Source organism: Paenibacillus praedii (assembly GCF_049725345.1).
Lineage (GTDB): Bacteria > Bacillota > Bacilli > Paenibacillales > Paenibacillaceae > Pristimantibacillus.
The window spans coordinates 171,028-183,748 of record NZ_JBMWAM010000008.1 but is presented as its reverse complement, the minus strand read 5'-3'; the positions used below and the strand labels follow the sequence as shown (position 1 = coordinate 183,748).

Here is a 12,721-nt window from a genome sequence, read left to right as displayed (position 1 = left end):
CGTCAAAAAAATGGGAAGCAACATGGCACCGTCTTCACGTTATTCATTCCTAGACGAACGGGGAAGGGAAGCAGAACCATTGGATTGAGATGCTTCAACGGGACACGTTAGTTGAATAAAATCTTGTTGAGCAGGCGCAACAGCAGCCTGCTCTTTTTATTAAACTAACTGGCAGGATAGTTTAAGTACATCCCTTTACAAAGCAATATAAAAAAATCTTAATGTAAAAAAACCAATTTTCCTACTATGGAAAATTGGGTTTTCCTCTACAATTTAATCCAATTAATTATGACCTACTATTGGATGAGGTACATATGGCTCTTCAAGATATGCAATTTCTTCAGTTGTTAGCTCAACTGACAAAGCTCCTACAGCATCTTCAAGATGTGATATTTTCGTAGCCCCAATAATAGGAGCAGTTACTGGTTCTTTCTGTAGTAACCAAGCAAGTGCAATGTGTGTACGAGGTACACCGTGTTTTTCTGCAATAGATGCAACACGCTCCACAACTAATCGGTCGGAATCAGCAGTTGCATCATATTTAGACTTTTGGACCTGATCTGTCTCGGAACGATGCGTTGTTACTGACCAGTCACGCGTTAATCTCCCCGATGCAAGAGGGCTATATGGAGTGACACCAATTTTCTCTTCCTTACAAAGAGGTAACATTTCTCGTTCCTCTTCACGGTAGATTAGGTTTAAATGGTTCTGCATGGACACAAACTTCGTCCAACCATTTTTTTCTGCCACATGTAATGCCTTTTGGAACTGCCAAGCGAACATGGCAGAAGCACCGATGTATCTAGCTTTTCCAGCCTTCACCACGTCATGTAACGCTTCCATCGTTTCTTCAATAGGGGTATTGTAATCCCAACGATGGATAATATAGAGGTCTACATAATCAGTTTCCAACCTCTTAAGACTGTTATCAATTTCACTCATAATTACTTTTCGGGAAAGACCAGAACCATTTGGACCTTTATGCATTTGTCCGTGTACCTTAGTTGCTATTACAACTTCATCACGATTCGCATAATCCTTTAGAGCTCGTCCAAGATATTCTTCGCTTGTTCCAAGGGAGTATACATTTGCTGTATCAAAAAAATTAATCCCTAATTCAAGTGCTTTTTTTATAACGGGGCGAGAGTCCTCTTCATTAAGTACCCATTGGTGAAGCCATTTGGTAGCATCTCCAAAACCCATACATCCAAGACAAAATCGAGATACATCTAAGCCTGTATTACCAAGTTTCACATACTCCATTTAATTGTTCCTCTCTTTCCTAATAAGACACATTTATCGTGACCTGTATACAATTAATTATGTCATAAAAATAAAGAAACCATTATCACAATTCTACTAAGTTTTTGCCTAATCCTCTAAAAGCATCTTACTGAAGAATTTATTATTGGATATAATGAACGAAGATGAAAAAAAGGAGAACAAGTTATGTCTGAGAAAACATACAACCACCAACGTGAACTTGCTAAACTCATTGAAGACTTTTCAAAGCAGGATGATGTTCACCCTACGCCTATTCCATCTTTATTTGTCATACGTGAATCCATTATTACTGAACCTATTTCTAGAGTTAACGAGCCTTCGTTTTGCATTATCCTCCAAGGAGAGAAAGAGGTGTTGCTTGGAGAGGAACGATTTTTGTATGGTCCTGGTCACTATATTGTGGCTTCAGTTGACTTGCCAGTAACAGGTCAAGTATTCAAAGCCTCAACAGAATCTCCCTATTTAGCTCTAAAACTTGAATTCACACCAAGCCAAATATTAGAGGTTTTAAATGAAACGGATTATCAAATTGGACAGGGTAAGAACACTAAACGAGCTATGTTCGTTAGCAAAGTAGGACCATCTTTGTTAGATGCAGTACTTAGATTAGCTCGTTTATTAGAGAATCCAAAACATATCTCTATTCTTGCTCCATTGTATAAAAAAGAAATTATTTATTGGATTTTACAAGGTCCACATGGTGAAGCACTTGAGCAAATGGCTCTAGAAGGTAGCAATGCCTCTAGAATAAGAGAGGTTATAGACCATATCATGAATAATTTTGAAAAATCTTTTCGAATAGAAGAGCTTGCCAAAATTGCGAATATGAGTCTCTCATCGCTACATCGACATTTTAAAGAGGTTACAGCTATGAGTCCCATTCAGTTTCAAAAACAATTAAGATTGCAGGAAGCTAGACGCTTATTATTAGCTGAATCAACAGATGTAGCCGAAGTTGCATTTAGGGTGGGGTACGAAAGTCAATCGCAATTCAGTCGAGAATATTCCCGAATGTTTGGTTTTCCACCTAGACTAGATTTAAACAGAATGAGAGAGAACGACGTTTATATTACGAAAAGTAACAGATTGTGAAGCATTGTACTTAAACAAACGGGGGCGATAGTTAAATAAAGGAAACGGACGGGGCTGCCACGAATATGTTTGGCAGCCTCGTTAAGCTATTTGGCAGTAATGCTGAAATATCGCCATAACTCAACTGATGGTTGAATTATATAAAAACTCAATTTAGAAGTTATTGTTGATTCCAAGCGACGACAATACAATTGGAATTACAAGGAGCGTGAAAAATCATGAAAGAACAATTAGCAAGAAACATAAGCAGATATCGAAAGGAACGGGGATTTACACAAGAAGAACTTGCCCAGAGACTAGGGCTTAGCTTTCAAGCTATTTCTAAGTGGGAAAATGCCCAAACAATGCCTGATATATCTTTGTTACCTGAGATATCGAAAATATTAAGGGTAAGCATCGACAAACTTATTGGGTATGCATCACAAGATGAGCAAGTATCCATTTATGAGGAAGAATATAAAACACAGGAATATTATTGGGGCATTGAGCCTAATTCGGCATGCTATCAAACCATTCAGTTAATGCCGCCTACAAGGCATTTAAAGCTTTTGGACATTGGTTGTGGTGAAGGGAAAGATGCTGTATTTTTTGCAAGGAATGGTTATGATGTTACCGCATTCGATATATCGGATGCTGGGGTAGAAAAGACAAAGAGACTAGCTGACAAAATAGGTGTGCATGTTAATGTATTTAAAGCGGATATTTTGGATTTTCGTTTGGATGCTTATTTCGATGTAATTTATTCAAGCGGTGTTCTAAACTATATAAAGCCTGAGTATCGTGACGAAATATTTAGAAATTATAAACAGTATACTAACCCATATGGAGTCCATGTCCTAAATGTATTTGTAAATAAGCCTTTTATCGCACCTCCACCTGAAAAGGAATCAAATTCATTTATGTGGCGTTCAGGCGAACTACTTACGCATTATCAAGACTGGTTTATAAAGGATAGCTCGGAAATTGTGTTTGATTGCAATTCATCAGGGATTCCTCACAAACATGCAATGACTAAACTTATTGCACAAAAAATTATCAAGTTAGATTGAACTAACGGAGAACGATAGTTGTTCAATGCCATGAGGACTACCAGCGGAGGGTCCTTCATTAAGCTAACGGGCGGTATAACTTCATCAATACTAGAGATTCTCTAAGGGGGCAATAAATTGAAACAACAGGTAGTCATTAATTTACCAATAGAACCTCATGAAGTCCCAACTCTTAGAGAACTAGTGGGATGGGATGGTCGACATTCTGATTATCCAACTCTATTTGAGCGTTGCAATTTTTGGGCTGGTCTAAGGGATGATAAGAATGAACTCGTAGCTTTTGGTTATATTGCTGGAATGGGTCTACAACACGGTTACATGGAAGATATAATTGTACATCCGCAACATCAAAGGAAAGGAATTGGTCAAGTCTTAGTAAAAAAATTACTCGAAGAAGCGGAACGGTTCGGATTAGAGATTGTGACGTTAACCTACGATTCAAAACATAAATCGTTCTATTCAGACTGTGGATTTGTTCCCTGCTCTGGAGGACTGTGGAGAAAAGATTAAGCTAAAGGATACGTTAGTTCAGTAAAGACAGCGGCAGTGCAAATTGCGTACAGAACGGATTACTGGAAAACGCCAATCGAGGATTTTGAGATGAGCTTCCGAATTGAACGAACCAGAGCAGGCAGGATATGCATTTTACCGGTATGACACTAGAAGAAGGCGTTGCAAAAGCAGAAACGATAGAGGCTAATCCTTATATCATATAAGCCTAGGAATCAAATTATTGCTGCTGGATGGGACGGATCAACCGACCATCCAGCTTTTTTTATCTCGCATAAAATAGATTTCGTGCGTTTACCTGTCTCTGATTATATGTTAATGATTAAGATCGCATGAAGAGAAGGGAATATCAAATTAATCCAGTTTTTGTGCGGGATGATCCATTGAGATCGGTTCGTTCGTGCGCGATAATAGGAGCAGGCAATCCAATTCGATAATCAGTAGAGAGGAAGAAACACATGCGCAAAATCAAGATCGGCATCATCGGAGCGGGCGTGATCAGCAATATTTATTTGAAGAACTGTACTGGCATGTTCGATAACATTTTGGAGGTCAAGGCCATTGCGGACCTGTTGCCGGAGATGGCCCATAAACGGGCGAAGGAGTATAATATCCCGAACGTATATACGGTGGACGAGCTTCTCGCTGACCCGGAAATTGAAATTGTTCTCAACCTGACCGCACCGGCGGCACATGCACCGCTTAACTTGAAAGCGCTTCAAGCAGGCAAGCACGTCTATACGGAGAAGCCATTTGCCCTGAACCGCACAGATGCGGACGAGGTGCTTGCCTTGGCGGAACAGAAAGGTTTGCTCGTGGGCTGCGCTCCCGATACGTTTCTTGGCGCTGGTATCCAGACCTGTATCAAGCTGATCGACGACGGCTGGATTGGTACGCCATATGCTGCTAGCGGCACGATCATCATGGGCAACGCATCTGGCGGCATGCATCCGAACTTCCAGAACTTCTTGAAGCTTGGCGGCGATCCGATTATGGATATGGGGCCTTATTACTTGACAGCACTAGTCGCGCTTCTTGGACCGGTTCGCCGCGTCACCGGCTCCGCACAACAGTTGTACAAGGAAATCACGGTTACTAATCCGAAATCGCACGCTTTCGGGCAGTTGGTTCCGGTGGAAGCGCCAACGAACGTTACGGCGGTGCTGGATTTCGTTAACGGTGCTGTCGGCAGCTTTCAGGCTGCCAAAGAAAGCTTCGGTTATTCGCCCCGCCTTGAAATCTACGGCACCGAGGGCAATCTGCTCGTGCCGGATCCGAATTTCTTCGGCGGCACGATAATGATCAAGTTTGCGAACGGCGAAACGAAGGAAATTCCTCATTCGCATCCTTATGCTGAGGAAGGCCGCGGCATGGGAGTCGCCGATATGGCATACGCGATCCAGTCCGGACGCGCGAACCGCGCAAGTGGACGTCTTGCCCGTCACGTACTCGACATTTCGCTCGGCATTTTCGAAGCTTCCGAGACGGAGAGGCACATTCATCTTCAATCAACTGTCGATCGTCCTAAGCCGCTGCCAATTGGTCTCAAATACAATACGCTAGACGCTTAACCGCCGGTCGATTAAGTTCTCATAAATAGACTGTCTATCATTTTACTGAAAGGGTTAGGTGAATTCATTCATGAAACAATTCCCTGTTGCTGTTCAGCCCTATACAATTCGTGAGGCGTTATCGCAGGATTATGAGGGAGCACTGGAGAAGGTAGCTGCGATCGGCTACAAAGGCATCGAAATCGGCCGTCCGCCGCAAGGGATTACGGTAGCCCGCCAGAAAGCGCTGCTTGACGGGCTGGGACTAAAGGTTGTAGGCACGCATGCGGGTTTCGATACGTTAGACTTCGACCCAAATGCGATCGCTGATTACCTGGAAGAGGTGGACGGCGGACGCTTCGTCGCCATTTCGCTGCGCTTCTCATCCCGTGAGGACATTTTGGAGAAAGCAAAAAAAATGAATGCGATCGGTGAAGCGCTCAACAAGCGAGGCATTACGTTCCTGTACCACAATCACGATTGGGAATTCGAAAAATTCGGCGGCGAATATGCTCTCGATATTCTGCTGCGCGAAACGGATCCGGCATACGTACAGACCGAGCTTGATACCTATTGGATCAAAAAGGGCGGCGAGGATCCGGCAGCCTATCTTCGAAAGCTTAAGGGACGTGCACCGATGCTGCACATAAAGGATGTGGAGAAAGGGGAAGAGCAGTTTTTTGCTGAGATTGGCGAGGGCGTGCTCGACTTTAAGGAAATTGCCGGCGTAGCGGAGGAGATCGGCGTACAGTGGCTCGTCGTAGAGCAGGACCAGAGCCGGCGTGATCCATTTGAAAGCCTGCGCATCAGCTACGAGAATTTAACGAAGCTCGGCATCATGCAGCCGTAACTGGGATAAGGAGGGCGGTTCCCGTGAATACCAATGATCATTTGCCAATTATCCACATTGCGGGCGATGTCGTGAAAAAATCCGGGACCGGCCTAGGTCCGCGGATCATCGAAGACTATGAGCTGCTATTTTTCCCGGATGGGTCGGGCAGCGTGTACCAGGTGGAAGACGAAGTCTATGTCCTGCGTGAACCTAGCTTCATTATTACGCGTCCGGGTGAACGTCATCTATATGAATACGACTCTTATCAGCCGGCAAGACATCTATTCATACATTTTGGTTTCGAACGGAATCAAGCGATGATGCCTGATCTGGATATTCTGAAGCGGGGCGGCCCGTCGTGTGTGTCTGAGGGAAGTGACCTGCTGGTTGGTATGATGAAGCAGATTTTGTACATCACATATTCGATGCCGGATCGAACGCAGCAGAGAGGCAGCACGCTTCTTCTTGCGCTTCTGTACGAGATCAACGGCCTGATTGCCGACAGTCCCATGGCTTCGCCGACAAGTCGGATTCCTCCGCAGCTGATGAAGGCGCTTGATTACATCGAGAAGCACCTGAATGAACCGCTGTCCGTGGAAACACTGGCGCAGACGATTGGCTGGACGCACGAGCATTTCTCGCGTTCATTCGTGAAGCATCTTGGTAGGTCACCGCGTGAAGAAATTATTTACAGGCGGATCGAACGTGCCTGCCAGCTGCTGCTATATGAAGAGCAGAGCGTGAAGACTGTGGCGTATGCGGTCGGCTTTACGGATGAGAATTACTTCAGCCGGGTTTTTAAGTCGGTCAAGGGAATGACGGCAACGAAATATCGCAAAAAGCATTACAATCCGATCTACAAAGATCTTGTTCCGGTTAGCGCCAGTGATTCGCTGTATCCGCCGAACCGGATTTTGTACAATTTTTGGGCCAATGAACGGTCTATCGTTCACCTGGGCCAGAGATTTGAGGCATTAAAGCAATGAATTTACAGGAAGAAAGAAGGGGGCATATCAAGGCATGGGAAAACCAATCAACGTCGGGCTTATCGGTTACGGCTTTGCCGGACAAACATTTCATGCGCCTGTCATCGCTTCAGTACCTGAGCTGCAGCTTGCAGCCGTTGTGCAGCGTAGCGGGAAAACCGCAAAGGAACGGTACCCTTGGGTGCAGATCGTCCGGGATACGGGAGCACTTTATGCTGATCCTTCAATCGATCTGATCGTCGTTACGACGCCGAGTACGGACCATTATTCATTCGCCAAGGCCGCGCTGCTAGCTGGCAAACACGTTGTCGTCGAGAAGCCCTTCACGACGACGACGGTTGAAGCGGATGAGCTTATCAAGCTGGCTCGCGAGAAAGGGCTTGTGCTCAGCGTCTTTCACAACCGCCGCTGGGACGGCGACTTTCTCACGCTGAGTCAGATTGTTCGGCAAGGGATTGTTGGACGACTGACGGACGCTGAATTCCGTTGGGAACGCTTCTTTCCGATAGCGAACCCGGAGCGCTGGCGTGACGGCGGCGGTACGGGTACGGGCGTTTTTTACGATCTGGGTGTGCATTTCCTCGACCAATCGCTGTCGTTGTTCGGAATGCCTCGTTCGATTAAGGCGGATATTCGTACGCTTCGTGACGGCGCCTTGTCCGACGACGCATTCGACGTGACATTGACCTATGAGGGGGGCTTGCGGTTAGCGCTTCGTTCGATGCTGCTGGCAAGGCAGCCGGGACCGCGCTATACGCTGCATGGCACTGCCGGATCTTTCGTGAAATATGGCGATGATCCTCAGGAAAATGCGCTTAAAGCTGGCCTTACGCCCGGAACGCCGGGATGGGGCGCGGAACCGGAAAGCAACTGGGGTACGCTTGAAGCGGCGTTCGGCGGCTTGCATTTTAGCGGGCGAATTCAGACAATTCCCGGTAACTATCAGGACTATTACCGTAATGTAGCCGGAGCGATCGCTGGAACAGCAGAGCTTGCGGTGAAGCCGGAGGATGCCCGTATGGCCGTAAGGCTAATCGAGCTTGGCTTGCAGAGCGAGAGGGAGCAGCGTACGGTAGAGGTGACGCCTTAATTGCAGCGTTTAACGAAATAACAGTTTATAAAGTATTTCGCATGTATCAATTAATGAAAGAAGGCATTCATGCATGACATTTCCATTTAAGCTTTCGCTCAACACGTCGACGCTGTTTCCCTATAAGCTTGGTGTCGAGGAACAAATCGCAGTCGCGGCGGAAGCGGGCTACGCTGGCATCGAGCTGTGGGTGCGCGACATCGACGCCTATTTGGAAGGCGGCGGCAAGCTGCCTGAGCTGCGGCGCCGAATCGAAGATACAGGTATTGCCGTGGTGAACGCGATCGCCTTCTGGACCTGGGCTGACTCGGAGGCGGCGGCTCGCCGCATCGGGTTCGAGCATGCCAAGCGCGAACTGGAGCTGCTCGTCGATCTGGGCTGCGCTGCAGCGGCAGCGCCACCGTTCGGCAGCGTTGCCAACGTATCACTCGACGATATGGCCGAACAGTTCGCGAAGCTGGCAGAGCTGTCACGGGGCATTGGTGTTGAGCCGTATCTCGAGTTCTGGGGTCGGGCGAGTAAGCTGAATCGGCTAAGTGAAGCTCTTTATGTCGCGATGCAGAGCGGTGTCCAAGACGCCAAGCTGCTGCTTGATCCGTTCCACATGTACATCGGCGGCAGCGACGTTGAAGGGCTCGGATTCCTCCGTGGCGACTGCATCGGGATCGTACACGTCAACGACTACCCGTCCGAACCGGCGCGCGCAGTAATCACTGACAAGGACCGGCTATTCCCGAGCGATGGCATCGCTCCGTCTGCCCGTATTGCGCAGCTGCTGCACGCTTCCGGCTACGAGGGCTATTTGTCGCTAGAGCTGTTTATGGAAAATTTCAGCGGACGTTCCGCGCTTGACATTGCGAAGTATGGACTGGAGAAAGCCAAAGAAGCTTACTCGGTCATTGCCTCGGGTTAAGCCAATGAAGGAGGGAAGCAGGACGACCGTCAAATTGTCGCTCTTTTCGCTGACTTGGCCAATCTTCGTGGAATCGGCGCTGCAGATGTTTCTGCGCATTTCAGACACGTTCATGCTGAGCAAGTTGTCGGACGAAGCGGTGGCCGCTGTCGGCGTAGCCAACCAAATTTTGATTTTCGTCGTACTTATGTTTAATGTCATTGCCGTCGGTTCGGCAGTCGTCATAACCCAATACCTGGGCGCACGCCGCAATGACGAGATCAGCCGTCTGGCCTCGTCTTCCATCGCCATCAATTTCTTGTTTGGTGTTCTGGTCAGTGTGCTAGTCGTCAGCTTTGCCGGTCCGCTGCTGCGCATTTTCGGACTAGAACCTGCGGTTTTCGATATGGCGCTGCGTTTCCTCCAAATTGCCGGTGCCGCGCTTGTCATTCAGGGCGTGCTGACCGCTGTAACGGCGATCATTCAGTCGCATGGGTTTACACGGCACACGATGATGGTCACAATCGGGATGAACGTTCTGAACCTGTTCGGCAATTACCTGGTCATTTACGGCCCGTTCGGTTTCCCGAAGTTTGGGGTCACCGGCGTTGCCGTTACGACGGCAATCGCTCAACTGATCGGCCTGGCCGTCAACCTGATCATTCTTCGCAAGGTGTCCGGTGTCCGTCTCACCTGGGCGGATCTGACGCACTGGACGAAGGAGCATGTGGATAAAGTGCTCCGCGTCGGCCTGCCGTCCTCAATCAGCAATTGTTCGTATTCCGCGAGTCAGTTCGTCACGACGGCGTTCATCGCGACATTGGGAACAGCGGCGCTCACGACCCGGATCTATACGATGAACTTCGTTTTTCTTGTCATCGTCCTGACCATTTCCATCGGGCGGGGCGGGCAGATCATTATTGGCCACATGGTCGGCGCCGGTGAACGGGAGATGGCCTATCGTACCGTGTACCGCAACCTGCGCGTAAGCATGTTGATTACACTGGCCGCGGCTTCAATCATCGCGTTGTTCCGGGTGCCGCTGCTGGAGCTGTTCACGAGCGATGAATCGATCATCAAGATGGGCGCAACGCTGCTGCTGCTCGGGTTTCTGCTCGAGCCGGGCCGCAACTTCAACATCATTATTGAACGATCACTCGCCGCAGCGGGCGACGCACGGTTTGCCATGATCGGAGCAGTTTCCGTCAGCTGGCTGTTCAGCGTACCAATGACCTATCTGCTCGGCATTCATTTGGGATACGGCCTGCTTGGCATCTGGACAGCGTTTATTATGGATGAATGGATTCGCGGGCTGATCCTCTATCTGCGCTGGCGAAGCAAGGCATGGCAAAGGAAGGCGCTCGTGCAGCGGAAGGAAGAAGCGGCAGTTTAAGAAAATAAGACGATGAAGGAAGCTTTAAACAATGCCCTGTTCGTGCTGGAAGGAGCGGGACAGTTCGGCACCAACAAGGTACAGGAAGTTCAGCGAAAGAAGCAACAAGAAAATCTGTTCCGTAACGGCACTTCATGTCGTGGGGACAGTTTTTTTTATGCTTTTTCTCGATTCCTTCTGTTATGAGGGCATCCAGACTTGGCAAAGCAAAGCCTATCCCTACTCCGCCAATGAACCTCATGGATAGGATAGAGAAAACCGAACATGATAAACATAGCAATTCCACCAATTGCAAAGATGGCATATAACCAATGTCCTTTTCGCGGAGTATGGATTTGAGAGACATTAGGTCGTTATCCAATGATTTTCAAAACATTACGTTAGAAAGCCTGCTGCTGCAGCACCTTTTTCAACGGCTTTTCTGCAGGACCTTCCATAACCTCGCCGCTTATCGAAAATCTTGAGCCATGACAAGGACAATCCCATGTACGCTCCCCATTATTCCATTCCACTTCACAGCCCATATGCGTACAGGTTGTATCAACGAGATATAACTGACCGTCCTTATCCTTGTAGGCTCCTGCTCTCCGGCCGTGCACCTTTACGACACTTCCCTCGTCATTCGCCAAATCTTCTGGTCGTTTATATACCATTTCAAGCTTCCCTGCAATAAGATGCTTCGCTACGTCAGCGTTATCTACAACGAGCTTTTTAATCGTGTTCCATGACATGGAGCGAGATGGCGAATAAAGCTCCTCGTAAGGATTCTCCTTTTCCAAAATTAAATCTCTAATAAGCAAAGCGGCTGCTGTACCATTTGTCATACCCCATTTCCGGTAGCCAGTGGCGACAAATATATTAGGAGAGGAGGAGGTTATTCGTCCAATGAAAGGGATTTTATCACCTGTAACTAGATCTTGAGCTGACCATCTATACGTGACTTCCTTTAAGTCAAAATGTTCTTTGACATAGTTGTGCAGCTCTTCGTAATGGTTGATCGTACATACCCCTTGTCCTGTCTTGTGGCTTTGCCCGCCAACAAGCAGCAGCTTGTGATGACCCTCCATTTCAGCATAGCGAATGGATCGTTTAGGATCCTCGGCGCTTAAGTACATGCCGCCCGGATAATCCCCCTCGACCTTGATCCCAAGCACATAGGAGCGATCCGCATGCATCCTCGCAAAATAAAAGCCGCCGCCGTCGTGGAAGGGAAAGTGCGTGCAGGACACCACATGCTTGCATGCGATATGGCGCCCCTCGCTCGTAATCACTTTCGCTAACGTTCCGTCGTTCTCAACATCAACAGCAGTCGTGTTCTCGAAAATTTCACCACCAGCTTCCACAAATCCTTTGACGAGAGCAATTAAATAATGAAGAGGATGAAATTGAGCTTGGCCATTCATCTTAATTGCCGCTTTAGCGGGGATTTGTAAAGGGACATGGTCCATATAAGAGCCAGGTATCCCGAGAGTAGAATAAGCAAACATTTCTTTCTCCAAATGATTGATGTAGCTTTCCGAGTTGGTGTACACATAGGCGTCCTGAGTGGAGTAGCCGCAATTAATTTTCAAATGATCGATGGTATGCCGAATAAAACGGAGCGCTTCATCGTTTGCGTTGTAATATAGCGATGCCTTCTCTTTGCCTTCGCGCTTCATGAGCTCATCGTAGATTAAATCATGCTGAGCGGTTATTTTCGCAGTCGTATGACCCGTTGTGCCGTTCAGGAGCTTGCCCGCTTCCAGCAGAACGACTTTGAACCCTGCTTGTGTGAGCAAATAAGCTGATGTTATCCCGGATATTCCTCCGCCAACGACACAAATATCGGCATTTCTATCATTTTCGAGCTTAGGATAAGTGGGGAGGCTTGTTGTTGAATCGGACCAGTAAGACTCTGGAAACCGGGGAAAGGCTTTTGAACTTGTCATGAAATACCTCCTGCTTATAGAGAATCTGCTCCTTTAATTTGTACGAATTCATAAAAAATATTCGAAAATAATGTCAACATCCGACATTCATTAATCATATGGTAGACAAAGCGAT

At 47.4% G+C, this 12,721-nt stretch carries 11 protein-coding genes; 9 read left to right on the top strand and 2 right to left on the bottom strand.

What is annotated here, in order from left to right; all coding sequences use genetic code 11:
• Positions 1 to 282 precede the first annotated feature (282 nt).
• Positions 283 to 1,263, bottom strand: a complete 981-nt coding sequence (locus tag ACO9K6_RS10270; protein ID WP_424767470.1) for an aldo/keto reductase — start codon at positions 1,261 to 1,263, stop codon at positions 283 to 285.
• A 186-nt stretch (positions 1,264 to 1,449) separates the two neighbouring features.
• On the opposite strand from ACO9K6_RS10270, the gene ACO9K6_RS10265 reads away from it, so the two are divergent.
• The 9 genes from ACO9K6_RS10265 to ACO9K6_RS10225 all read left to right on the top strand — a co-directional run bounded on the left by ACO9K6_RS10265 (position 1,450) and on the right by ACO9K6_RS10225 (position 10,678).
• Positions 1,450 to 2,376 carry an AraC family transcriptional regulator gene (locus ACO9K6_RS10265; protein WP_424767469.1) on the top strand — a complete coding sequence of 309 codons (927 nt, stop codon included), beginning with the start codon at positions 1,450 to 1,452 and terminating at the stop codon, positions 2,374 to 2,376.
• A 218-nt stretch (positions 2,377 to 2,594) separates the two neighbouring features.
• Positions 2,595 to 3,425, top strand: coding sequence for a helix-turn-helix domain-containing protein (locus tag ACO9K6_RS10260; RefSeq protein WP_424767468.1), 831 nt, complete (start codon positions 2,595 to 2,597; stop codon positions 3,423 to 3,425).
• Positions 3,426 to 3,542: 117 nt separating this feature from the next.
• Positions 3,543 to 3,935: a GNAT family N-acetyltransferase gene (locus ACO9K6_RS10255; RefSeq protein WP_424767467.1), complete on the top strand. Its 393-nt coding sequence runs from the start codon at positions 3,543 to 3,545 to the stop codon at positions 3,933 to 3,935.
• Between the two features lie 458 nt (positions 3,936 to 4,393).
• Positions 4,394 to 5,506, top strand: a complete 1,113-nt coding sequence (locus ACO9K6_RS10250) for a Gfo/Idh/MocA family protein (RefSeq protein ID WP_424767466.1) — start codon at positions 4,394 to 4,396, stop codon at positions 5,504 to 5,506.
• Positions 5,507 to 5,576: 70 nt separating this feature from the next.
• The gene (locus ACO9K6_RS10245; protein ID WP_424767465.1) at positions 5,577 to 6,335 is read left to right on the top strand and encodes a sugar phosphate isomerase/epimerase family protein; all 759 of its coding nucleotides are present in this window, start codon (positions 5,577 to 5,579) and stop codon (positions 6,333 to 6,335) included.
• A 23-nt stretch (positions 6,336 to 6,358) separates the two neighbouring features.
• Entirely contained in the window at positions 6,359 to 7,303 is a 945-nt protein-coding gene (locus ACO9K6_RS10240; RefSeq protein ID WP_424767464.1) for an AraC family transcriptional regulator, read from the top strand.
• A gap of 34 nt (positions 7,304 to 7,337) precedes the next feature.
• Positions 7,338 to 8,393 (top strand): oxidoreductase, encoded by a 1,056-nt coding sequence (locus ACO9K6_RS10235; protein WP_424767463.1) that lies wholly within the window; start codon positions 7,338 to 7,340, stop codon positions 8,391 to 8,393.
• A 73-nt stretch (positions 8,394 to 8,466) separates the two neighbouring features.
• The gene (locus ACO9K6_RS10230; RefSeq protein ID WP_424767462.1) at positions 8,467 to 9,306 is read left to right on the top strand and encodes a sugar phosphate isomerase/epimerase family protein; all 840 of its coding nucleotides are present in this window, start codon (positions 8,467 to 8,469) and stop codon (positions 9,304 to 9,306) included.
• 34 nt (positions 9,307 to 9,340) lie between these two features.
• Positions 9,341 to 10,678, top strand: a complete 1,338-nt coding sequence (locus ACO9K6_RS10225; protein ID WP_424767461.1) for an MATE family efflux transporter — start codon at positions 9,341 to 9,343, stop codon at positions 10,676 to 10,678.
• Between the two features lie 380 nt (positions 10,679 to 11,058).
• Here the strand turns inward: ACO9K6_RS10225 and ACO9K6_RS10220 are convergent, their stop codons facing one another.
• Positions 11,059 to 12,606 (bottom strand): FAD-dependent oxidoreductase, encoded by a 1,548-nt coding sequence (locus tag ACO9K6_RS10220; protein WP_424767460.1) that lies wholly within the window; start codon positions 12,604 to 12,606, stop codon positions 11,059 to 11,061.
• Between the last annotated feature and the right edge of the window lie 115 nt (positions 12,607 to 12,721).

What these genes read in the sequence shown, in the direction of transcription:
- ACO9K6_RS10270 (WP_424767470.1), bottom strand. Translation starts at nt 1,263, where the DNA reads ATGGAGTATGTGAAACTTGGTAATACAGGCTTAGATGTATCTCGATTT.
- ACO9K6_RS10245 (WP_424767465.1), top strand. Translation starts at nt 5,577, where the DNA reads ATGAAACAATTCCCTGTTGCTGTTCAGCCCTATACAATTCGTGAGGCG.
- ACO9K6_RS10260 (WP_424767468.1), top strand. Translation starts at nt 2,595, where the DNA reads ATGAAAGAACAATTAGCAAGAAACATAAGCAGATATCGAAAGGAACGG.
- ACO9K6_RS10230 (WP_424767462.1), top strand. Translation starts at nt 8,467, where the DNA reads ATGACATTTCCATTTAAGCTTTCGCTCAACACGTCGACGCTGTTTCCC.
- ACO9K6_RS10220 (WP_424767460.1), bottom strand. Translation starts at nt 12,606, where the DNA reads ATGACAAGTTCAAAAGCCTTTCCCCGGTTTCCAGAGTCTTACTGGTCC.
- ACO9K6_RS10265 (WP_424767469.1), top strand. Translation starts at nt 1,450, where the DNA reads ATGTCTGAGAAAACATACAACCACCAACGTGAACTTGCTAAACTCATT.
- ACO9K6_RS10235 (WP_424767463.1), top strand. Translation starts at nt 7,338, where the DNA reads ATGGGAAAACCAATCAACGTCGGGCTTATCGGTTACGGCTTTGCCGGA.
- ACO9K6_RS10250 (WP_424767466.1), top strand. Translation starts at nt 4,394, where the DNA reads ATGCGCAAAATCAAGATCGGCATCATCGGAGCGGGCGTGATCAGCAAT.